We start from the raw sequence: 22,937 nt of genomic DNA on the forward strand, positions 1-22,937 counted from the left end.
TTTCCCTTCTGCCTTGTCATAACAACAATTTTTAATACTCACTTATACCAATTTAATATGAAGCTGCATACAATTAGCCTGCGAAGGCAGGCTTTGTTTGTATAGCCCCACTCTTCTAGAGTGAGGGCAATAATGTGCAACTTCACATAGAATTGGTATTACTTAATAAAGTTTGTGAATAACATTTTTTATATAAAAAAGCTTTAATTGCTATATTTTAATATTTTCAAATTTGAATTTGATTTGTCCGATGCCAGCCCTAACTTCCTTTATATTATCAAGGCGAGGTCACAAGCCCAAAGAATTAATGGATTAGGGGAGGAACAAATCGTGCGTAGCTACCAAAGCGATTTACTCAGCCGCATTATTACCAATGCTATGGATAAAAGCTCCAATGATATTTACGGTGTGCGAGGCTTTATTATAAAGCGTATCCAACAATTCAATCTCAACGCAGAAATCAACTATACAACTGTCCTGGCTGAAGCCTATTATCGGATATACGCTCAAATTATCAATAAAGATAAAGAAATTCAAAATATGGAAAGCTATATTAGAAAGGTTGCTATCAATTTTCTAATAGAAACTCTTCGGAAGAGGCAAAGAGAGTGGAATTGCGGTCAAAGATTAGCCCGAATGTCTCTGAAGGAACATTTGAATGCAGAATATGAAAAGCTCGACAAAGCCTTTACAAAGTCTCAAATTGCAAAAGCTCTAAAAAAGTTAGAAAAGAGACAAAGAACTCTTTTCAGGTTGAGAGTCTACGCGGATTGGAGCTATGGAGATATTGCTACATATTTTGTTCGATTGGGATGGGAGCAATCGAGTAACAGCACAACACATAATAAATTATCCAAACAGTATTCACGAATATTGGAGAAACTGCGGGATTCTTTAAGTGAATTGTAACAGCGAGATTCCGTGCCATTTTGTTAATTTTTTTGACAAGATGGCACGAAATAACAGGATTTTCCATTTTCAGGTCAAATTAAATTTTTTAGATGTTTGAGTGAGGTCAGTATGTCCTTCGATTTAGCAATTGAATATTTTCTACTGGCAAGCCGTAACGAACTATCCGAATTAAATGCTATGAGGATGGAAGAAATTTTGGAGATGGCATCAAATGATGAATATTTAAATAGATTAATTGCTCAAACCGATGCGCTAGTTTTTGAAGACCTTTGCCAAGAAAATCCTACTTTTGTAAAAACAGTACTCTGCGAACATTATGAATGCGCTCCGGCTACAGCCTTTAATACTTCAGACAATAGTGAAGCTCTGCTGCAAGTAGCAGAGCGCAATGGAATGCTTGTGTTAAATTCTTTAAATTCTCACAACACAAAACCCGTCATAAGCCGCAGCCGCGCCCGTTTAATGGAGGTTTATCGCCAAAATCAGGAGAGAATAAAACAAGAGTCATTGATGATTAAAAACCAGTCTTGGCATTATGGAAGCGAAAAAATTATAGGAAAAATGTACTAGTTTTTCTCAAGCAACCTTATATTTTTCCAAACTTTGCGATACTAACTAATACCAATTTAATATGAAGCTGCATACAATTAGCCTGCGTATAGCCCTTACGGGCATAGCCTGCGGCATCGCGTAGCGTGCGCTTTGCGCTTAGGCAGGCTTTGTTTGTATAGCCGCACTCTAGAAGAGTGCGGGCAAATAATGTGCAACTTCACATAGATTTGGTATAACATAATGAATTTGAAAGCCCCTCGCAAGCAGCAACTCTAGGGGCAATATGTTACGCAAACTATTTGTTTGCAGGAGGCTCGGGGCGATCGCCTTCGCCACGAGGATGAGGCGGAACACCAAGTGCGTCTTTTAACTGTTGTTCGGTGACACCCAACTTCGCCGCCACCGCTTTCAAATCGGGGCGAGGCGGACGCTGATTTGGAGCGGCTCGATCCGGAGGATTGGCAGGTACCCCCAGTGCATCCTTTAACTGTTGTTCGGTGACACCCAACTTTGCCGACGCTGCTTTCAAATTGGGGCGAGGGTGAGGTCGAACACCAAGCGCATCTTTTAACTGTTGTTCGGTGACACCAAGCTTTGCTGCTGCAGCTTTCCAATCGGGGCGAGGTGGTCGCTGATTTGGGTCAGCTTGACTTGGAGGATTGGCAGGTACTCCCAGCGCATCCTTTAACTGTTGTTCGGTAACACCAAGCTTTGCTGCAGCGGCTTTCCAATCAGGGCGAGGCGGTCGCCTTTGTCCTTCTGGTTGTTGGTTGGGTTGTTGTGCAGCCTGGGCAACCCGATAAGATGGATGAGCGGCATTTACCTGATTCAGGAAAATCAAACTAAGTGTACCAGCCACAACGGGAATTGCTATTACCACTCCTGCTTTATTAAACCTCACAGTCATCCTCCATAAGATATATTCTTTATGTTTTTCATTGAAGTCGCTGACAATTACAGTTTGCCGTGCATTTAAATGACAACTATGTAATTTTTCTACCTAGTAGAGGTCGATCTGAAATCGAGACGAAAGCGAATAAGTACGCTCATGTACTTATTTTTTCGTTGTTTGTAAGCTCAATCTAATTTACACTGTCTAATACCAGTACCCAGTCATTACCACGACCCGACGTAGAAGGTTGAAACCTTTGCGTGCTCTTATTTGAAAATTTGCCGATTACCCTCGATCGCCCGGTACGCGGATTAAACCAGTACGCTTGGACCTCACTGCCGGTTATTTTACGAAGATCGGCATTAATTGATTGACCAGTTGGAGTGTAGATGAACGCAAACAAACCATTTGCCGCACGAGCGGCTGCGATCCGATCGGCACCATCTCCTGCTGGTCCTACAATCATCGCGGAATCGGGTACTAACTGGTTAAAGGGTCTCGATTCAAATAATCGACGCATATATCCCATTTCTGTTGAACCGGGATGTTTTAATGCTTTACGCCACGGTGTTCTAGCAGAGGAGATAGGCTCGCGTCCTTCCTGCCACATTTGCCATATGTTATGGTTGCCGTAGGTGTGACCTAACGCTCCCGATAGCATTGACCAATACGCAGCCTGTCTGACATCGGCATTATCAAACCAACCTTTCTCAGGATTCCAGCCAATTGGGTGATCCTCATATCGTGGTTCGCCATCTAGCACTGGTTTGGGTGGATTCAGCGCGTAATCTTGAAGCGTGGCTTCATAGTTAGGCAGATTGGGTTGAGTATGTCCTGACTGGAACATATTAAAAGCCAACCATTCATCCTTCTGGAACCATATAGATGAACTACTTCCCCCTTGAGGATGAAAAGTCATTAAATGTTTGCCTTTATGTCCCGTCTGCAATCCTTTTGCCATTGCACGAATGATAGCGAGATGCTCTTCTCGATCTGGATTTCGATCGCCCCCCAAAATCCAAATAATGGGTTTATCCTTATACCGATTCCCCAGGTATCTACCATAAGCCTCAGCATTGGTGGGGTTAAATATTTCCGGTCCCACACCCCAAGCTTTGTTCCATTTATCTCCCCAGGTAGGCAACATACCGATATACAGACCCAACTCCGCAGCTCTGTTCACAATGTAATCCACGTGCTGGAAATAAGCTTCGTTAGGTTGGGTGGGATCGTTATTCTTTAAAGGTTTGTCACCGTAAGGATTCGGTGTATTTAGCCCATCAACTTCTGCTAGCACCACCGCCTGAATGACTGTAAAGCCCTTAGACGCTCGATCTCGCAGATAAAGATCGGCTTCTTCCCGATTTAATCTGTGAAATAATTCCCAAGCTGTATCTCCTAGATAAAAGAAGGGTTTGGTTCCTTCTTTTTGGTATAAAAACCGTCGATCCTTGCCCACAATCAGGCGATCTGGTAAAGGTTCTAGTTCCTGGGCAGTCGTGCCAGAGATCAAGAACAAGGAGATGAGAGTAGCATAAAAAAAAGTGGGTTTTTTGTGTCGCATCAAAGTATTGTAAGAAAAACAGATCGTACTCTTTACTGTATAAAATATAAAATTTGCGATCGCACCGGGCTAAGTTCTATCTATATTCCCCTGATAAGAATGGCGCTTTTTAAAGATGCTTCTCATAAACGATTTCATAGGGTTGATACCCTGCTTTACGGTAGAACATCGCTGCTCTTTCATTGCTACATAATAAACCGACTCTGACAACTTCCAACTTTAAATCGATGAACCAATTCTCAGCGGCTGTCATCAGTGCAGTACCGACTCCCCGCGCTCGCGTTGTTGGCAAAACGTATAAATCGGAGATGTAACCATATTTTCGCTCCTTTTCAACAACGTGCAAGTCTCCTTCATCAAGTTCTTCTACAAAACAGACTACAAAACCAATGATGCGTTCCTCGGACTGGGCTACGTAAATCTGACCGTCTTGCTTCTTAACAATTTCTTCAAGATACGCAAAATGCTCATTCCCAATCTGAGAACCTGATGGTCTGTTAGGATGAAATTCAGATTCAACATCTTGAAGCATTTCCATTAGTTTCACTAACACCGGACGATCTTGAGGTTCGGCAGTGCGAATTTTAAAATCAGATGGCATAAATTAGTATTTCATGTCGAACCAAGATTGTATTCATGAATTTACATGAATTTGTGCTACTGTCAAGAGGTACATATCTATATACTTCAAATTCCCGAGCGTGAATCTTGGGTAGTTTGGTATTCAGGGCTCGCGGTTTCGAGCGTTGAAGTTTCCGCTTTGATGTCAGCACGACTTGAACCATTAGTCATTCCCTCAGCGATATGACATTTAGCGATCGGGCTCTCGGTACAATACCTAATTAATATCCACAAGCGGACATTTTGTAAAGATTTCTATTTGTTTCTGTCGATCTACTTATTATTACGTTTGGTAATTATGTTTTATCAAATGAAAATGTAGAAATTTCTGAGGACAAATTACAACTATAAATGCTAACTAAGGATTATAATTTTTAGACTTGGGTCTTTTATGACTTCAGACCACCATTTTTCAGTAGGATATTCTCTTCGTCCCAGTACAAGTAAAGACACATTCAAAATCCTTCAAATATGCTATTTTGAGGTTAAAGCAATAGGCTTGTTTTATATTTTTTTACTGCCATCTTTAATATATTTTGGTGAACCGTTCAAATTTCTGTTAATTGGATGGGGTCTGCTCTGTATTGCAATGGTTATCTTCAGGTATTTTTCCTTCTTATCAATTATTAAATTAGCACAATCATGGGTTATTGAATGCGATCGCGAAATTGTAGCTTGTGCAGTCGTTAAAAATTGCCAGCAGTATTCAGAACTTTTCAGGTTGTATGTTAAGTATAGTCATCGAAACAAAGGTTTAGGGACTTGTTTGGTGAAAACTCTTTTGAAAGACGTCAATAAACCTGTTTATGTTGTGTCCGTTCCCAAAGCGCTTTATTTTTATAGGCGTCTCGGTTTTGTACCAATCCCCAAGTATAGATTGCCACAAATATACAGTCAACTTTCTCGCCAAGGGTCAATCATCCTGGGATTTATCAAGGGAGGAAGCGACCAATAACCATTCACCAATTAATCGTCCGCCTGTGCGGACTACGTTTTCTAGCTGCTATCGTTTGTGCAATAAGCTACCGCAAGCTTAGGGAACACAAAAAAATAAATTATCCCAAATCAGAAATTAACGTATAGGGGCGCGGCGGCCTTGCGCCCTTACAATGGGATGATTTTTTAACCTGAAGAGAAGTCTTGATGAACGGTAAGAGTACTCGAGTAGGTTTTAGGATAGGGTGGAACTGACTGAAATCAATGAAGCCACACGATCGCGCTGTCCGGGTGTCCAAGTTTCGCCTAGCAGTTTGTAGTTCATGCGGGGAAAGAAACCATAGCGCTGTCCTAATTCCCCACTCAGCAACGTCATGCGTTCAATCGTGCGGGCGTTCTTCAAGCGACCCGCATCGATGTAGCGAAAAGGTGTGTTTTCTGCCACTTGGATCGACGCTGCTTTCGCGGATTCATCATCACTGACAACAAATACATCGCTGACGGTATCGCCAAACGTCGGTTCATCAAACACTTCCCACCAGACATTTTTGAACGCTCCTACAACTCGTGTTTTGGGAAAACGGTGTTGAATCTGTTCTGCTCCGCTTGTATCCCAGGGCAAAATAAAATCGGTGTAAGTGTCGTTGAACGGGTTAGAAATATCCACATACACCTTGCCATCTAGCTGATTCCGCAAGGGTTCCAACGTCTCCAACATCCCATCTCTTAAAAATATCGCAGGCAAGACAATATCGGCATCGGCTGCATCTTGATAACTGCCAGATGACAAGGTTGTTTGACCTAACCCACTCACAATTACAGCAGAACGGTTTGGATCGCGAGAACCTAGGATTACTTGTTGCCCTGCTCGAGCAAACATCTCTGCCAAACGCACGCCCATTCTGCCAGTTCCTAAAATTCCGATTGTCGTCATAACGATTCTTTTGCTTCCTACTAGTTGGATGTTTTGTAAGTAAAAAAAATTAGCCTTTGACTAACTGCATCAATTGCTCGATCGTCCTATGGAAATGCGCTGCTCCACCTCGAACACGAGCAATTAGCATTCCTCCCTCCAATAACTCAAAGATTAAAGCTGCCATAGCTCGGATGTCTCCAGTAAACCGAAAACTACCATCCTGACAACCATCCTCAAGCAGAGTAGCTAGCTTTTCTTCATTTGCTTGATAGAACTGACGAATCCGTTCTACAGAAGGATGGTTCAGGGTTGCTAATTCTGCCCCTAACATCGCACACAAACATACTTTATCTTGGCTCCCATTACTCAGGGTGGCTTCATACAAACCGCAATATCGCCGCAGTTTTACCTCTGACGAATCGCTAGAAGCAAGAATACCATCTACAATTCTGAAGAAGCGATCGTTGTATCGGTCAAGTAGCGCCGCCAGTAAATCGTCTTTTTTAGGAAAATGGGTATGAATACTTGCCTTGCGAATGCCGACAACTTCGCTAATGTCTTGATAGCTCATCCCATTCACGCCGAGACGCTGAATCAGATCTTGAGCTACATCAAGAATTTGTGTTTTAGTATCTACTTCCTTCATAAAACCATCCTACCTATAGGTAGGTTTTATGTCAAGCACAGAATGCGTCACTGTGGTGATTGAATGCGATCGCCAATGCTCTGCCTTCCGGACAATCATTATCGAGAAAATCTGAACAAAGCCTGGAGCCGGACTCTGGGATATGAAACTTCAGAATGCTTGAACCATTCAATGCATGATTATCTTTATGCTGAAGATCGCGAACTTTGGCTGAAATTTTTGACTCAAGTGCATGCAAACTTGGAGCTTGCTTGTTGGGAACTGAGGTTTCATCATAAAAATACAGAAATTGTCTGGCTGGAATTATCAGCCCGTTCCAAAAGTCAGGGAGAAATTTCTGGCTCTTTAACAAATATTACCGAGCGCAAACAGGCTCAAGCGGCTCTGAAAACAGCAAATCAAGCGTTAGAAACACGAATTGAGCAGCTTCGTATCGAAAAGCAAGAACGCAAGCAAGCAGAAGCAACACTACAAGTCACCTTACAAGAACTATCGCTTTGTGGTGTTATCTCCCGATTTGCAATTTAGGCTAGAGACAAATCCTACAACGAGAAAACGCCAAATCGAGCTATTCTCTCCAAATGATTCTTATTTCACGACTTACCCCATTAGCGAGCAAATGTATCGATTGTTGCAAGATATTTGTCAGTGTCAACCTAAGTGGAGCGATTATGCAACAGCTAACAATAAAGAGTGGCTTTACGAGCTGATTTACAAGGGTATCCTTTACTTAACTCTGGAAGTTCCTAAGTCTAATCGAAATCAGCGATTGAGCGATCCACCTAATATGGATATGGAAGGATTAAAAATCAAAGAATTACAAACCAAAACCACTCCTACTTGTATGTCTTCTTACTTAGCTTAAAAAATCTGTTCAAGCTCGTACTCTAGTAAAGCACAAGTAACGTTGCAAGTCGTCCTCAACAGAGGGTGTACAGCCGTCGGGTAGACGGTTAAAATGCTCGCTGAGGGGGAGCATCCGGTTTTAGCAAAATGCCCTCAGAATAGAATTCTGGGGCTATACAAACTAAGTCCACCTAAGCGCAAAGCGCACGCTACGCGTTGCCGCAGGCTATGCCCGTAAGGGCTATACGCGGACTTACCAAAACAATACCAGGTGGACTTTGTTTGTATAAACGTGATTTCCAATCGCTCCAATATTTTTTCCAATTTGGGATGCTCCCCGCTGAGGGAAAATTCATTGGAATCCCTGTGAAGCGAAAATCCCACAGATTTTTGCCAAGAAGATGAGCATAGCAAAATCTTGGTAGCCGTGGGAGTGTCAACAGGTGTTAACTTTATACCTAATATCTCCAAAATCAAATAGGAGCCTTATATTTATTATCCCGTTGCGTAAGTTTTGCTGATTTTCCCTGCTGGCGATATTGCCACATAATAAAACCAGTTAGAAGGAGAAGGGTTGGAGTCAATCCAACAAATACATAAAGTATGCGAGATGGGAACCCCCAAAAAGTGCCGTAGTGTAGGGGTTCAAAGGCGGCTAGCACGCTATCTCCTAGCGGTAAATTTCTACTATCATCTATATGCAAGACTTTACCACTGTATCTATCTAAATACACTCCACTTTGCCCGTACAATGTGGTTTCATGAGTCTGGCGTTTGCGAATATACACTGCATCTTCAGGTTCGCTGGGCATGGTGATGGAGAACGTTGCAGCATTGGGAAAAACTGTAGCAGAATTTTGCAGTAATTGCGATAACTGCAAAGGAGCGAGATTGGAATTAGGTTGAGAGGTGATTTTGGGTGGTTGAGAAGTGCCAGTGACGGCATAAATCAATGGATATGACCAATCAGAAAAATTCCAACAAAAACCCGTGAAAGCTGTCAGGAAAAGAAAAATAGCTGCCACAACTCCGACGACTTTGTGAACATCAAAGTTAACTCTTTTGGGATGGGCATTTAACTTAATTTTAAATCCGGTGATTAGCTTGCGCCAACCCGGCCACAATATTAACCCAGTCAGGCACAAGATACACAACAATAACCCTGCAATACCGACCGCAATTTGACCGTTCTTACCTAACAAAAGAGCGTAGTGAAGGTAGAGAAAGACCCGTTCAATACTGGAATCCGCTAGATTCCAAGCCATAATTTCACTTGTGTAAGGATGAATGAATATGCGAGTCAGTTTATCAGCAGCATCAAAAAGATCTGCTTGGTAGGGCGCTTTAGCATTGGCAGGTAATCTAATGGAGTACAACTTGAGATTGGAACGATTGGGGATGTCTGGAGACAAACTGCTTTGCTTCAAGGCAGAATTTACTGTTTCCAACACAGTATCAATAGAAACCATTTGCGCCTGGGGGACTATCTGCCCAATTTGCCGGGAGATGAAAAATTGCTCCATCTCAGGCTTAAAGACTAAAAGACTGCCGGTTAAACCGATAAAAGCTATTAGTATCCCTACGGCTAAACCAAGATAGCGGTGCAGGATAAAAGCTATGTCACGGAATTTGCGGGATTTCATAACGGATGTGGTACCTCTCAATTGATTTCAAATTAGAACTTGACTGAGACGGTTCCCAAAACTGTGAACGGTGCGCCAGGAGACAGCAGGAAACCTTGTGAATCGTAGTACTTGATATCAAGGAGGTTTTTAAAACTCAGTCCCACTTGGTAGTTTGCTTTCCGGTAAAAGATTGTGGCATCAGTTCTTGCGTATGAAGGAATTGTAATGGTATTGGGTACAGTAACTTCGCGATCGCCTACGAAAAAGACTCCCGCGCCAAAACCCAACCCTTGCAAACTGCCATTTTGAATCTCATAAGTTGTCCACAAACTAGCGCTATATCTGGGTGCATTTGCCAATCGATCGCCCACTGGTAGATTATTGTCCTCGCTAACATAGGCATCGTTATGGCTAAAAGAAGCTATGACATTCCAACCGGGTAAAATCTCTCCAGCTATATCCAATTCAATACCCCTGCTTTTCACTTCTCCTGCAGCAACGGAAAAGTCAGTATTATTCAAGTCAGTCGTGGATACATTAGTCTTAGTAATCTCATAAGCTGCTAATGTTGCCGTCAGTTTACCATTTAAAAACTCACCTTTGACTCCCACCTCGTACTGCGTTCCGCGTTCTGGCTCTAGTGGCGTTCCATTAGCATCTATGGCAGATTCGTTTGGTTTAAAAGCACGAGTATAACTCGTATAAATAGACAGATTTTTGAGAGGTTGATAAACGAGTCCGATTCGTGGTGAGAATACCTCATAGTAACGCTTTGTAATATCGGTTTCAGCACCATTGATAATGTCAGAATTATATTCATCTCTGAAACGGACAAAATCAAATCTTCCACCCAGCAACACCTTTAAATTGGGTAGCAGTGACACCGAATCTTGCACGTACAGCCCTACTCTATTTGTATTTCTCTCTTGCTCAAAGCCTTCATCAAAAGTGGTTGGAACTGCTGCCCCATAGACTGGATTCAGAAAATTAAGTGCAGGTACGTCATCATAGTTGATAAGAAATTTGTACCCATAAACGCTTCTACTTAACTCAAAACCTAACAGTAATTCATGGGCAATTGAGCCAGTCTTAAATTTGCCTACCAAGTCGTTTTGCCAACCATAATCTCTAGAATAACCATCTACCTTGTTGTATCTTCTATCAACAAAAGGATCTTCTTCGCTAAATCTTTCTTCAAGATCGACTGGCTGAAAGTTAGAACGATAGTCGTCAACAGTTTGTACGGAAACTCCACTGCGAAATCGCCAATTATCGCTGAACTGATGAGCCAAAGCAACATTCACCCGGTTGGCAAAGAGATCGTAGCGATCGCTTGGTTCGCCAAAGTTAAAACTAATTGGTAAGTTTAATGATTCATTATTTGGCATTAAACCGCGATCGTAAGACTGATTGAGGTTAACGTATTCATACTGCAAATCTAAATTGGTAGTATCGCTTAACTTCACTCTTAAGCTAGGAGCAAAAGTATAAAGCTCTTTAAAAGCAAAATCTCGGAACCCGCCAGTGTTTTCGTAAGCAGCAATAAAGCGATACAAAGAACTGTTGTCTTGGGTTATAGGTCCGGAAATATCAATTTCTGGTCGGTAATAACTATAGCTACCAGCAGAAAATGTGGCTGAGTAATAAGGTTCGTCCAGTGGTTGTTTGGTGATATAGTTGACAACACCTCCCGGTTCTAGTTGACCGTAGAGTACTGAAGCAGGACCTTTGAGAACTTCCACCCTTTCTATTGTGGAAGTGTCAGTATATGCGCTGAAATTATCGTGTCTGAAACCATTTCTGAGGTTGGTGTCGGTATCAAAGCCGCGAATGGTATAGGTATCAGCGCCAACTAAATTGATTTTTGGTGTTACACCACTGACATTACGTAAAGCATCTGCAATTCTTTGGACTCGTTGATCCTCAATCACCTGTCGGGGAACGACTTGAATAGCTTGGGGAATCTCTAAAATCGGAGTATCAGTTTTAGTTGCAGTATTAGCGTCGGGAACGTTATATTCTGAATCCTGCGAACCTGTCACCACCAATTCAATAGGTTCATCTGTTGATGCGGTAGGTTGTTCCGGCTGTTTTTCACTAGCAGGTTGTTCCGGTGGTGGTGTCTGTGAAGATGTTGCAACTGCTGTAAAGCTAAAAATTAAACCCTCATCACTATCAAATAACTCAACTGTTGGTAAACTCGTTTCACCGATCGCTTTCACTCGAATGCTATTTGCGTCTTGATTGATAACGGTAACTTCTATAATTCCTGCAACTGGCTTTTCTTGACGAAACATATTGCCATTCGGTAAACGCAGTTGGGCATTGGCAATATCAATAATGTATGTGTTGCCTTCTTTTTTAGGCAGCACTTGCAATTTGTCTCCTTGAGGAGTCTCTAAAATGACTTCCACACCCTTATCAGTTGCGTTTACCTTAACACCAGTCACGAGAGTCAGAGACTGGGGAGTGGGTAATTGAGAAAAAGACTGTGACTGGTTAATCTGCCCGGTTTGATAGGCTTTCTGTGCCCAAACAGGTTGAGCCATGACTGTTACTCCGGTCAAGCATAAACCGAAGAACAGCTGCACTTGTTTCTCCATCATCCCCTCACACACAAATATCTCTATACCAGAGTAGGAAAAGTTTTTTCTCCACTCCAGTTAAGAATATATTTCAATAAGGTAATTGAAAATGACTGTAATTTACAATACTGTTTTGACTGATAAACGGATTTTTTTGCAGGGCAAACGGATTTTTTCCGGAAACTGATAGCAATTTGCTGTAATTTAAATGCTTTAACAGAATTCCCCCGTCGCAGGGGCGGACGGGGTATTTGAGCCTGTCTAACCCTGTTTTAACCTTCCCTTGCTTAAGTTAGGGAGCGTCGGAGGTGGTAGTATGAGCTTCAGGTAAGACTTAGGATTAACCCCAAATCGCTTGCGAAAAGCAGCGGCAAAACAGCTTTGATTCCCGTAGCCAACAGCACTTGCGACTTCCTTGACATTCATGCGACCTTCTAGAAGCAACTGGCGTGCTTGTTCCATTCGCTGTTGATGCAAGTAACCAAATACCGTAGTCCCAAAAACTTGACGAAAGCCCAGCTTGAGCTTGCAATCGTTCAGTCCAGCCTGTCGCGCTAATTCTAGCAATGAAGGTGGGTTATCTAAATGACTCATCAAAATTTCCTTAGCATAATGAATTCTGTCAATGTCGTTGGGCTTAAGCATAATTGGTGTTGCTACTGAATCTTCAGCTTGCATCAACTGTTCCAACTTCAATGCAATCAATTCCAAACACTTTGCTTCTAAATAAATATGTTTTGTCAGACCTTGATAGGGACAATTTAAAATTTGCTCAAGTGCTAACTGCATAGCGGTATTGGTCATACCGATTTTATAGCAAGATTGTTTGGGAATCTCAATTAAGCGTTTGAGGTCGGGAGAAACTTGTCTGCATCGACTGGCGATAAAACTATTGAGTAAGTCAGGAGAATCTAAATGAATATCAACTTTCAAAATTCTCTGTTTGCCTGAAGCTTTAATGGTTTCTTCATGCAAAAAACCACTGCTTTGAAAGAAGTTTTTTTGAGCAACAGTATCTCTCCAACTTCCAGATATTTGAAATCCAAATTCTACCTCGTTAACATAGATTTCCTGGGGTGGAACTTTCACAATCAAATCATCATGAAATTCTTCATCGATAATCAACAAACTCATTCCATGTAATTGTATCCATCGTTCGTGGCCTATACCAAGTTGTTTGGGGCATAAGTTGATAATATCCGAACTATCTGATGGATCTGGATATTGCGACTGCGTATTTTGGTTGCTTTGTTGCCAAAGTTGTTCGTAATCTGATAGTGAAAAGATATTTGCCATGCTTTGTTACTGCCGCTAGAGCCATCTACCAATTGAGTTGAGTAATCTTGAAGTCTTATAGAGAAATATTATCAAATAATGGAAGAAAACCTGCGAACGTTTTACATTCGCAGGCTGTTTTTAGTATTGTGTAGTACGAGGTATTCCAAATATTTATCTGTGAGAGTCGGCTAAATTATGCAACCAGGAGCGCGATAAGCCAGCATCTCAATGGTTTCAGCCGTACCGCATCAGCATATCCACTATCCCAACGTACAAAAATACTTTCTCTGGATATGAAAGCTGAGCTTTCAAAAACTTTTGAGAGCCTTGGTTGAGCAGCAGCAATGCTCAGTCAAGCTATCAACAGTAGACACTACACGATTTATTCTTGGTTGGCAAAAGTACAGAAAAAAGGGAGAATAATTCCAAATCCTACATATTAATACAATCAGGCCAAAAAATGTACGAAAAAATGTTTCAATCGCTAGATCGGCTTGTTGTACTTAGTGAACAGCAACGTGAAGATCTTAAAAGGGTGACAACACCACAAGAACTTCCCAAAGATTCAATATTATTGGAACAAGGACATATCTGCAATCACCTACATTTTCTTGTCGAAGGCGCAGTTAGATATTATTATCACCAAGATGATAAAGAAATAACTTCCGGTTTTAGATTTGAGGGTGATTTTATTAATTCTTTTTATAGCTTTATTTCTAGAAAACCCAGTAAAGAAAGTATTATTTTAATGTTGGACTGCAAATTAGTAACAATTAGTTATGACAGTCTGCAATATCTTTATAACAAAGATTCAGTATGGAATAGGCTGGGTCGGTTATCCATCGAAAGTTATTATATTCAATTAGAAGAGCATTTTTTTTCACTGCAGTCTCAAACAGCATCAGAGCGTTACGCTCATTTACTGCAACAATATCCAGATATTCTCAATCGAGTCAAGCTAGGACATTTAGCATCGTATTTAGGTGTAACTCAAGAAACACTAAGTCGGATTCGTGCTAAACATCGTAATCGTCAACGGTTACGAAACTAATTCTAATAGATCCGCAAAAATATCAGTAATTATTCAAAAAATAAAAATTTGAATTCAGATAACTTTTTGGCTCAATTCGATAAGCAGCAAATAATTACACTCACTGGCTTTAACAAGAAAGGCAGAGGGCAGAGGGCAGAAGGGATTTATCACTTCTGCCTGATACCGTCGATACGGGTGCGCGATCTTCGGGAGCAACGGGTTTAAGTCAAGCGCCATAATCTCCGAGAGGCGCGGTCAACAATAACGGTGCGGGTTTAAATCCCCACCTAAGTGCCTTCTGCCCTAGTAGCGAGCGTACTTCTGCCTTCGCTTTAATTTAATTAGATAATAATTGTATTTACAAGATTGAATATTTTTTTTAAGAACTGCTATTTTTGATATTTATCAAATTTGATTTATATCAAGAAAAGCCTCTAGATTTACCCCAATTAGCCAAACTAAGATGAAGCTATCAACCAAAAATAAGCAAACGAAAGGAGATAGCCATCATGGGTTTCAAATATATCGGCGAATTAGCAACTCAAGAAAACGTCAATCAACTCTTGACACTGGTTGATATGGTGGTTGGCGGACTCACTGACACAGAAAATGTTTTCGATATTGAAGATGCACTACGCGATAGCGAACAAATGCAAAAATGTTTGCAAGTTGTGCGTCAACATCCAGCTTCTGCACAAATGCTAGAAGAGCGTTATCTGGGAGCAGAATTTGATTTAGATACTATGCTGCAAATGCCTAAAGATTCTCTAGGCTGGACTTATGCAAAAGTTCTAAGTACGCTTAATTACGATCCAGATTTTTATCGCAAACGTGAAATCAAATCAGATGTTGATTATATCACTCATCGCATTCGGAAAACCCACGACTTGCATCATATTTTGACTGGTTTTAGTTTTGATAACTATGGGGAATTAGGTGTAATTTCTGTAACTGTGGGTCAGATTGGTTATCCAGGCTTTGCCTTTATTGACGTTGTCGCATTACTATTAGGTTTCCTCTCTAACAAGCATCAACGTCAAGGTATTGATGTGGCTCTAGAATATGATTTTGACTTGATTTCTCAAGGGGTAAAAATTGCGCGTCTTGCACAACCATTGTTCCCAGTGAAGTTTGAAGAAGGACTAGATCGCTCTCTTGCTGAATGGCGTGCAGAGTTGAATATTGTGCCTGTTACAGAAGGACATTGGAGTTGGTATAGCTATCCTCATTTACGAAATGCAATTGAATTGCCCTCAATCTCCCAAGAGCCTCAACTTGTTAGTGTTTGAACTAACAGTAATTAGCTGAAGTTGGAAATCTTGCAAATAGAGACGGACACGCCTCATAATCAAGCGTGTCCTTAATTAAAGATTTGATGCTTGGAGAATTTAATGAGCAATACAATTTCTGCATTTCTGAAAGATAGCCACGTTTTAGTTACTGGTGGAACGGGTGGATTAGGACTTGGTGTTACGCCAAATGTTCTCGCGCACAAACCTACGAGCGTGACAATTCCTTATACTAACGCACAAAACGTTGAGCGATTAAAAAGTGTTCTCCCTGTAACTGATTTAGATCGTATTCAATTTGTTAGAGCTAATTTATCAGAGGAATCGGCTGTGAAAAATTTAGTCAATGATATGGAAAGAGTCGATGTTTTGATTCATCTCGTTGGTGGGTTTTCGATGGGAAAAACCCATGAATATCCTTATGAAAAGTGGAAAGCCGATCTAGAACTGAATTTAAATCTTGCTTTCCTGGTGTTGAAGCACAGTTTAAGAAGGATGTTTCAAAACGGCTATGGACGAATTGTGACAGTAGGTTCGCGAGGAGCCGTACAACCAGGGGGACAGTTAGCAGCCTATTGTGCTGCCAAAGCTGGATTAATTGCGCTGACCCAGGCGATCGCTGATGAAACGAAAGGGGCAAACATCACTGCTAATATCGTTTTACCTAGTGTAATCGATACTCCCACCAATCGAGATGCAATGAATACAGAGAATGCTTCAACTTGGGTTAAACCCGATTCTATAGCACAGGTAATCTGTTTTTTAGCTTCAGAAGCCGCTCTTGATATGAGAGGAGCAGTTGTTCCTGTGTATGGCAATATCTAAACTCAATTCTTTATACGAATGCCATTATCCAAATCTGGAATTGATATTCGTGTAATAGACAGCATTAACACAAGAGATATTTTTATAATTTTACGTTTTGATTACCCAAAGTTAGACTATGAACGCCTTATCCATTTTATCAGCGAGTGAACTCGATCTTGCTTTGCAAGAACTGCAAGGTTGGAGTATTGAGCGAGGAAAACTCCATCGTCAATTTCAATTTTCATCTTTTGTTGAAGCCTTTGGATTTATGACTCGTGTGGCACTGGTGGCAGAAACAATAGGACATCATCCAGAGTGGTGCAACGTATACAACCGAATATCAGTCGATTTAACAACTCACGATGCAGGTGGAATTACAATGAACGATATACATCTGGCTCACAAAATGAATGAGCTAGCGGAGTAATACGTTCTTTACAGATACGCGTGCAACCTTCGATCGCTCAATTTAGACCACTCAAGTTCTTTGAGTTAAAATGCGATTTAATTGTTCTGTGCTTGAGCTATTCCCGCGACTCAGCCCCAGACCGTCTTGAAGAGCGCTGACGAATCGAATGGCACATGAAGATTTGAATCTTCGCGTTTTTAATTGACTTTGTTGGCGAATTCTTTAAGATCGATTTGTCCAAAGTCCAATGTATGATTAAGTTACTGATCAAACAGCAACCTGCTATCGACATCAGTTCAGATACGGTATTGGGTGGGATTGAGGAATTGGGAGGTAGGTGGTTGATTTTGTTTGAAACACCACGGCTGGTTGTCCGTCAATTGCGCCACTCTGACGCAGACGCGCTGTTCGCGGTGTATAGTGACCCTCTTGTGGTACGGTGGGTCGGCGATGGAACGCCTTTAACGCACGAACTGTGTGTGAAATGGATAAAGATATCGCTTCGTAACTACCAGACTAAAGGTTTCGGTGCTTCGGCGGTCGTAGCCAAGTCAAACTCCCAATTCATCGGCTGTTGCGGAATTATTTACGACCCACAACGAAACGAGCCAGAAATTATCTATGGCTTTGGTAAACGCTGGTGGGGGCAGGGCTTTGCCAGTGAAGTTGTAAGACCCATGCTTGCTTACGGTCTTAAGCAATGTGGGCTGAAGCGAATACTCGCAACCATTGCGCCGGAGAACTTGGCATCTGTGCGTGTTGCAATCAAAGCGGGGATGGTATTTGAGCGAGAGGAAATAGAGGCGGATGGATCTCCTACGCTCATATATTCTATCGATCCAAACACAATCAAAAATAATGATATCAAAATCATAGATGCCTCACCATAAGCTTTTTTGAAAGTAATGCTGTTTAACTTCCTTGCGACGCATTGGTTGAGGCACAAATCCTTCTGGAGGCTTAAGCAGAAACAGTTGAGGAAAGAACGCTCGTACTTTGCGCGAGCAATTCTACCATACGCTCAGCGACACCCATTGCCGATGCGGGATTTTGTCCGGTCACGAGGCGATCGCTCGCGAACACCTTGGCTTGAAAATTGGGTGCTTTCTCCACAGTTGCACCGCGTTCAATCAGCTTCGACTCCAATAAAAACGGTACAACTTGACTTAATTCCACTGCGGCTTCTTCTTCGTTGGTGAAGCAGGAAACAATTTTATCTGCAACCAAATACTCACCATTAGAGAGTTTGACATTCACAAGCCCCGCCGGACCGTGACACACTGCTCCAACCACGCCGCCACGCTCGTAAATCGCTGTCGCAATGCGGGATAGAGAGGCGTTATCGGGGAAATCCCACATAGTTCCGTGTCCACCTGCATAGAAGATGGCATTGTACTCGGCTGGATCGATCTGCTCGGGGCGCAGTGTGTTTTCTACTTGTGCGACTTTTTCTGGATTGTCCAGGAAGGCTTTGTTGAGCGGGTCATTTAGGTCAATCCCGGTCATGGGAGCTTTGCCACCTTTAGGGCTGACGTATTGAACGCTCAAACCTGCTTTGTCGAACACTGCAACTGGATGGCTCACTTCTGGCAAGTAGAACCCGGTTTCTTTGCCTGTATCTCCTAATGTGTCATGACTGGTTAAAACGACTAAAACTTTTGCAGACATAGTATGGCTCCGTGAGTCAAAAACGCGCTATTCCAGGCAAACACTTGTTTTATATAAGAATGTGCCTGATAGTTCCATGCTAGAAGCAACTTATCTAAAATACAAATTATAAAAGTTGGGTCTTTCCATAAATATAATTATGGTAAATTTGGAATGGTATCGTAGCTTTATTGAGGTCTATCGGGTTGGAACCGTATCGGGTGCAGCACAGGTGTTGCATTTAACACAACCTGCAGTCAGTCAGCACATTGCAGCTTTGGAGTCTACCTTGGGTACGCAGTTGTTTCAACGCGTGCCGAGGCGGATGTTACCAACCGACGCGGGAAAGCGGTTGTATACTCAAACTGTCGCTGCTATTGAAACGCTGGAATCGATACCAACTAAGTCAGCCATGGCTGATGCTCCACTTCTCATCAGGCTGGGAACACCGCCAGAATTTTTCTCCGAATACATACTGAAATGTCTATCTCTATCTGATACAACGCTGTTTTCAATTCGATTTGGATTAACCCAGGAATTGATTGAGCAACTCTTGGAGAAGAATCTTGATTGTGTCATTGCTACGCAAAAAATTCCAAAATCGGAACTGGAATATCAACTCCTAGTTGAAGAAAGCTTTTGGCTAGTTGGACCACCGACAGCGATCGTTCCAGTGTCTCAAGATGTCTTACAGGCTGATTTAACACTGCTAGAACAGTGGCTAAGCCAACAACCTTGGATTGCTTATAGTGAGGATTTACCAATCATTCGGCGATTTTGGCGGGTGGTTTTTGGTCGTCGCTTGAATGTTAATCCACAGTTTGCAATCCCAGATTTACGCAGCATTCGGAGTGCGATTTCTCTTGGTTTGGGTTATAGTGTTTTACCAGACTATCTCTGCAAAGAATGGATTGCTGAAAATCGTCTAACGCTAGTTCTTAAACCAGCAAAAGCTGTAACAAATCACATCTGGCTAGCTTACCGAAAATCGGAAAGACAGTCACAACAAACAGCAATGCTTTTGAACTTACTAGAATCTGCATCTAATATATATAGCTAATACCAATTCTATGTGAAGTTGCACATTATTGCCCTCACATTGGAAATGTGGGGCTATACAAACAAAGCCTGCCTTCGCAGGCTAATTGTATGCATCTTCATAGAAAATTGGTATAAGCTGAGAAAGTAGGTTGCTGATTGATTCTCCTTTTTATTCTTTAGCTGCACGTGCTTTACGATTGTGCGACCAGCGATAAGCTGAGTACAGCTTGCGCTTCGCGATCGCTACAATAAACATGAAGATATCTAACCAATTCTGGACGTTGGGATGCAGTCCATCTAAAATGTTACTAGATTGATGTTTGGCAAACCGAAGCGAGGCCTAAAACCTGGGGGGTTCTGCCAAAATCTCCAGAACCTAGACAAGTTAATAGTTACAGCGTTTTGATATTTGGCGCTATTGATATTTTGTGTCAATAAGTGAGCCTGAAATGAGGTCATTTTTTCGATCTGCCAAAACTGCTTGTAGAGTCCTTGCTCAGTAAGGATTTCAGATGGTGGACTTGAAACGTAGCGATTCCCGGCAACGGGATTGAAACAAGATAACTGGAACATCATTGAAGGTGATGAAACCAACTTGAAACGTAGCGATTCCCGGCAACGGGATTGAAACTTGAATTTTCCTCATATGATCGACCCTAAAGATATAGACTTGAAACGTAGCGATTCCCGGCAACGGGATTGAAACTTCTTGCAATGGTGATGGCATCTCGAAGAATACGCTTGAAACGTAGCGATTCCCGGCAACGGGATTGAAACTACGCTTTAATATCTCTAGAGACTACAGAACCGTCAACTTGAAACGTAGCGATTCCCGGCAACGGGATTGAAACAATCAGATGGAGTCGTTGAAAATATTTGTCACTTTACCCAGGGGATGGCAGTAAAGTGGAAGCAGTTGATGGCAGTAAAAAAGCTTGAAATGCTGATGATAAGCTTGAGCCGATTATGACAATCACGGAAGCAGTGGATGGCAGTAAGTATAAGAATGGAAGCAGCAAAATGGCAGTAAGTATGTAATCAAATGACAAACAGCTAAAAGCGTGGCAGAGCAATGGTTTTAAAGTTTTACATCATTGAATATTGAGGCAATTCTAGTTGGGAGCATCCTAAAGACGGAAGCGTTGATGACAGATAAATGAGTAGATAGTGGGCTGTTGTACTAAAATCCCATAGTACAAAAGCTGTAAGAATTATGGAATTCCTAAAAAAAGGTATAAATTAATACTAAAGCAAAAAAGCTGGATAATAGTTGTCGGTAGGACGATAATATTGCCGCGTCTGGAACCATTACCTTGCCACCTATTGGGCTGTAATGCTTATTCTTCCGTTAAGCGATGCCTTCGGCACGCGAAGCGCGATCGCCAAGAAATTTTCCAGAATGGAAAGATAACTTTGCCGAAACCCAAAAATCGCACCATAAGTTCGCCAAAATCTCAACACCTTTTAGTCAAAATAGCGATGTATTTTATACATGAGGACAAACAGTAATTTAGGCAGAACAAGCATTGTAAGCATTAAAAGCATAATGTTGCCAAAGTCAATTGGAGTCAGTGCTCGTGTCAGCTGTAGTATGAGAAAATTGAATCGATTGAGTTTTACCAAAAAACTGTTGGAGCTACCTTGATTGAAGATTCCGAACCAGGTATTTTCCGTGGGCAGCTACATTAAAGAACAATCTGACTCTGAAGTCTGATGATTCTCTGTGAACTGTAATTTAAACTACCATGCATGACGCAAGCCAAACTATTAAAATCACAATCTTTGATACGACTTTACGAGATGGAGAACTTGCTTTAAAACGCAAGCTGACAGTCGAGCAAAAGATTCGTTTGGCAATGATTCTTGACGAAATGGGAGTGGACGCAATTGAGGTTGGCTATCCTGGAGCCTGCCACAAAGACCGTGATGAAATTTTCATGGTGTCTCAACAGGTCAAACATTCTACGATCTGCGGTTTGGCAAGTAGTCAACCAGATGAAATTGCTGCGGTTGCGTCGGCACTCAAACCTGCTGTTCGAGGACGCATTAATGTGTTTACTCCCATCGGTATTCAGTCAAATATAACAGCATCAGAGGTCTTAGAAACGATCCAGAGCAGTGTATCTTTAGCAAGGAACTACTGCCAGGATGTAGAATGGTCAGCCTTTGACGCTACGCGCTGCCATCCCGATCTGCTGTGCAAAGCGGTTGAAACAGCTATTAAAAGCGGTGCAACAACGATCGCAATCCCTGACAGTCTGGGGGTTGCTTCACCGATTGAATTTTCTCATCTCATTGAAACGGTGATGCATAGAGTTCCCAATATTGACTCTTGCACTCTTGCAGTCCACTGCCATGATGACCGCTTCCTTGCAGTTGATAATTCCTTAGCGGCTTTGGATGTAGGGGCTAGGCAAATTGAATGCTCCATTAACGGATTGGGAGTACGTGCTGGCAATGCTGACTTGGCAAAGGTTGTGGAGGCGATCTCCAACCATTCCACCTACTACACTTCTATCGATTGCTCATGGCTTAAAGTAGCATCTGAGATGGTGAGTCAATTTACGGCAGGTTCGCTATAGTTCGGGTGGTATGCGGGGCATACTCTCAGACAGCTTCAATGACTATCCCTCTTCTGTCACTCTGGGAAAAGAAAAATAAAAGCCAAATTTTTAACTCTAGACAGGGTGAATATTTGAGCGTTTATTTTCGTTCCAAAATGGCTGAAATCAAGATTTTTGGTACACAGTCTTACGCTGTAAGCATTCTAGATTATTCTCTTGCGAAAGTGATAAAAGAGGGCTATACCGCCAAACCGGGCTTCGTCTGCCCTACTGAAAAATTTGAGGCATGGGTTTGGCAGATCCTGCGGCTTCAGCAGTAACAACTATATCTAGAAAAGGCAAAATACCGCAACGTTTGAGTACTTCAAGCTGCTGTGCTTCCTGACCATTTATTAGTACCCCAATTTTGTATTGTTTTAATCGTAAAAAACACTCGATTTATAGTAGTGACGGTCAATAATATCGCCCTTAAAAACGTGTTTTAACCAACGAGGTTTAACAAAACTAGTGTCCGCAAATTCCGGCACCTTTCGACCACTTGATATATTTAATGACATCCAAAACTTTCAGAACTAGTAAACTGGCTCCAATAGCTTTAAATTCAAATGTCTCCAACAACTTTTATGTATACTGTCGCAACTGTGAATAACGGTTATCAATCAATCAATTCAAGATAATCAAAATCTTCTCCACATCCTGTGAAAAGTCAGATCGCTTTATTGCTGTCTTCTCCCTATCTTACGTTTTTTTAGGTCGTTCTACTTACCGAGAAAT

At 41.8% G+C, this 22,937-nt stretch carries 23 protein-coding genes, 1 pseudogene and 1 CRISPR repeat array; of the genes and pseudogenes, 14 read left to right on the plus strand and 10 right to left on the minus strand.

The genetic code is table 11. The annotated features are described in order from the left end of the window. Nucleotides 1–330: 330 nt before the first annotated feature. Complete coding sequence (locus HC643_RS23285) at nucleotides 331–909, plus strand: RNA polymerase sigma factor (protein ID WP_167844738.1); 579 nt, start codon at nucleotides 331–333, stop codon at nucleotides 907–909. Nucleotides 910–1,020: 111 nt separating this feature from the next. Further along, nucleotides 1,021–1,482, plus strand: coding sequence for a hypothetical protein (locus tag HC643_RS23290; RefSeq protein ID WP_038109795.1), 462 nt, complete (start codon nucleotides 1,021–1,023; stop codon nucleotides 1,480–1,482). 277 nt (nucleotides 1,483–1,759) lie between these two features. On the opposite strand, the gene HC643_RS23295 is transcribed toward HC643_RS23290, so the two are convergent. The 3 genes from HC643_RS23295 to HC643_RS23305 form a co-directional block, all read right to left on the minus strand. Continuing rightward, entirely contained in the window at nucleotides 1,760–2,371 is a 612-nt protein-coding gene (locus tag HC643_RS23295) for a hypothetical protein (protein WP_050045248.1), read from the minus strand. Between the two features lie 175 nt (nucleotides 2,372–2,546). Further along, nucleotides 2,547–3,920, minus strand: coding sequence for a glycoside hydrolase family 140 protein (locus tag HC643_RS23300; protein WP_082051604.1), 1,374 nt, complete (start codon nucleotides 3,918–3,920; stop codon nucleotides 2,547–2,549). A gap of 109 nt (nucleotides 3,921–4,029) precedes the next feature. Continuing rightward, a complete protein-coding gene (locus HC643_RS23305) occupies nucleotides 4,030–4,521 on the minus strand; it encodes a GNAT family N-acetyltransferase (protein WP_038080379.1) in 492 nt (163 codons plus the stop codon). 609 nt (nucleotides 4,522–5,130) lie between these two features. Here HC643_RS23305 and HC643_RS23310 point away from each other — a divergent pair. Next, nucleotides 5,131–5,496 (plus strand): GNAT family N-acetyltransferase, encoded by a 366-nt coding sequence (locus tag HC643_RS23310; protein ID WP_162002284.1) that lies wholly within the window; start codon nucleotides 5,131–5,133, stop codon nucleotides 5,494–5,496. 216 nt (nucleotides 5,497–5,712) lie between these two features. On the opposite strand, the gene HC643_RS23315 is transcribed toward HC643_RS23310, so the two are convergent. Further along, the gene (locus HC643_RS23315; RefSeq protein ID WP_038080377.1) at nucleotides 5,713–6,411 is read right to left on the minus strand and encodes an NADPH-dependent F420 reductase; all 699 of its coding nucleotides are present in this window, start codon (nucleotides 6,409–6,411) and stop codon (nucleotides 5,713–5,715) included. A 49-nt stretch (nucleotides 6,412–6,460) separates the two neighbouring features. Beyond that, nucleotides 6,461–7,039: a TetR/AcrR family transcriptional regulator gene (locus tag HC643_RS23320; RefSeq protein ID WP_038080375.1), complete on the minus strand. Its 579-nt coding sequence runs from the start codon at nucleotides 7,037–7,039 to the stop codon at nucleotides 6,461–6,463. Between the two features lie 75 nt (nucleotides 7,040–7,114). Here HC643_RS23320 and HC643_RS23325 point away from each other — a divergent pair, with 75 nt between their 5' ends. Continuing rightward, a complete protein-coding gene (locus HC643_RS23325) occupies nucleotides 7,115–7,567 on the plus strand; it encodes a PAS domain-containing protein (RefSeq protein ID WP_038080374.1) in 453 nt (150 codons plus the stop codon). Next, complete coding sequence (locus HC643_RS23330) at nucleotides 7,539–7,904, plus strand: hypothetical protein (protein ID WP_202048645.1); 366 nt, start codon at nucleotides 7,539–7,541, stop codon at nucleotides 7,902–7,904. The genes HC643_RS23325 and HC643_RS23330 overlap by 29 nt, the downstream gene beginning before the upstream one ends. 454 nt (nucleotides 7,905–8,358) lie before the next feature. On the opposite strand, the gene HC643_RS23335 is transcribed toward HC643_RS23330, so the two are convergent. From HC643_RS23335 to HC643_RS23345, 3 genes are all read right to left on the minus strand, one after another. Beyond that, nucleotides 8,359–9,528: a PepSY-associated TM helix domain-containing protein gene (locus tag HC643_RS23335; protein WP_038080372.1), complete on the minus strand. Its 1,170-nt coding sequence runs from the start codon at nucleotides 9,526–9,528 to the stop codon at nucleotides 8,359–8,361. Nucleotides 9,529–9,560: 32 nt separating this feature from the next. Beyond that, nucleotides 9,561–12,059 (minus strand): TonB-dependent siderophore receptor, encoded by a 2,499-nt coding sequence (locus HC643_RS23340; RefSeq protein WP_237265932.1) that lies wholly within the window; start codon nucleotides 12,057–12,059, stop codon nucleotides 9,561–9,563. A 297-nt stretch (nucleotides 12,060–12,356) separates the two neighbouring features. Beyond that, the gene (locus tag HC643_RS23345) at nucleotides 12,357–13,391 is read right to left on the minus strand and encodes a helix-turn-helix transcriptional regulator (RefSeq protein ID WP_050045246.1); all 1,035 of its coding nucleotides are present in this window, start codon (nucleotides 13,389–13,391) and stop codon (nucleotides 12,357–12,359) included. Nucleotides 13,392–13,833: 442 nt separating this feature from the next. On the opposite strand from HC643_RS23345, the gene HC643_RS23350 reads away from it, so the two are divergent. From HC643_RS23350 to HC643_RS23370, 5 genes are all read left to right on the plus strand, one after another. After that, a complete protein-coding gene (locus HC643_RS23350) occupies nucleotides 13,834–14,424 on the plus strand; it encodes a Crp/Fnr family transcriptional regulator (protein WP_038080371.1) in 591 nt (196 codons plus the stop codon). 491 nt (nucleotides 14,425–14,915) lie between these two features. Then, nucleotides 14,916–15,695, plus strand: a complete 780-nt coding sequence (locus HC643_RS23355; RefSeq protein WP_038080370.1) for a Coq4 family protein — start codon at nucleotides 14,916–14,918, stop codon at nucleotides 15,693–15,695. A 126-nt stretch (nucleotides 15,696–15,821) separates the two neighbouring features. Then, on the plus strand, nucleotides 15,822–16,520 hold the full coding sequence (gene fabG / locus HC643_RS23360; RefSeq protein ID WP_038080391.1) for a 3-oxoacyl-ACP reductase FabG: 699 nt from the start codon (nucleotides 15,822–15,824) through the stop codon (nucleotides 16,518–16,520). A gap of 118 nt (nucleotides 16,521–16,638) precedes the next feature. After that, nucleotides 16,639–16,929 (plus strand): 4a-hydroxytetrahydrobiopterin dehydratase, encoded by a 291-nt coding sequence (locus tag HC643_RS23365; RefSeq protein WP_038080369.1) that lies wholly within the window; start codon nucleotides 16,639–16,641, stop codon nucleotides 16,927–16,929. Between the two features lie 233 nt (nucleotides 16,930–17,162). Beyond that, complete coding sequence (locus HC643_RS23370) at nucleotides 17,163–17,801, plus strand: GNAT family N-acetyltransferase (protein ID WP_038080367.1); 639 nt, start codon at nucleotides 17,163–17,165, stop codon at nucleotides 17,799–17,801. A gap of 70 nt (nucleotides 17,802–17,871) precedes the next feature. Here HC643_RS23370 and HC643_RS23375 read toward each other — a convergent pair whose 3' ends face one another. Further along, entirely contained in the window at nucleotides 17,872–18,579 is a 708-nt protein-coding gene (locus HC643_RS23375; RefSeq protein WP_038080365.1) for a type 1 glutamine amidotransferase domain-containing protein, read from the minus strand. A 139-nt stretch (nucleotides 18,580–18,718) separates the two neighbouring features. Here HC643_RS23375 and HC643_RS23380 point away from each other — a divergent pair, with 139 nt between their 5' ends. The 4 genes from HC643_RS23380 to HC643_RS23395 all read left to right on the plus strand — a co-directional run bounded on the left by HC643_RS23380 (nucleotide 18,719) and on the right by HC643_RS23395 (nucleotide 22,483). Further along, nucleotides 18,719–19,618 carry a LysR family transcriptional regulator gene (locus HC643_RS23380; protein WP_038080362.1) on the plus strand — a complete coding sequence of 300 codons (900 nt, stop codon included), beginning with the start codon at nucleotides 18,719–18,721 and terminating at the stop codon, nucleotides 19,616–19,618. Nucleotides 19,619–20,119: 501 nt separating this feature from the next. Then, nucleotides 20,120–20,450: a CRISPR direct-repeat array (repeat unit 37 nt; unit sequence CTTGAAACGTAGCGATTCCCGGCAACGGGATTGAAAC). 504 nt (nucleotides 20,451–20,954) lie between these two features. Next, nucleotides 20,955–21,095, plus strand: a complete 141-nt coding sequence (locus HC643_RS23385; RefSeq protein ID WP_153021553.1) for a hypothetical protein — start codon at nucleotides 20,955–20,957, stop codon at nucleotides 21,093–21,095. Between the two features lie 249 nt (nucleotides 21,096–21,344). Then, nucleotides 21,345–22,181: a beta/alpha barrel domain-containing protein gene (locus HC643_RS23390; RefSeq protein WP_038080360.1), complete on the plus strand. Its 837-nt coding sequence runs from the start codon at nucleotides 21,345–21,347 to the stop codon at nucleotides 22,179–22,181. A gap of 38 nt (nucleotides 22,182–22,219) precedes the next feature. Further along, nucleotides 22,220–22,483, plus strand: coding sequence for a hypothetical protein (locus tag HC643_RS23395; protein WP_038080359.1), 264 nt, complete (start codon nucleotides 22,220–22,222; stop codon nucleotides 22,481–22,483). Nucleotides 22,484–22,600: 117 nt separating this feature from the next. Here the strand turns inward: HC643_RS23395 and HC643_RS42625 are convergent. Further along, nucleotides 22,601–22,848 (minus strand): annotated as a pseudogene (locus HC643_RS42625) (hypothetical protein); the annotation flags it as partial. Nucleotides 22,849–22,937 lie beyond the last annotated feature (89 nt).

The sequence above is a fragment of the Tolypothrix bouteillei VB521301 genome (assembly GCF_000760695.4).
GTDB lineage: Bacteria > Cyanobacteriota > Cyanobacteriia > Cyanobacteriales > Nostocaceae > Scytonema > Scytonema bouteillei_A.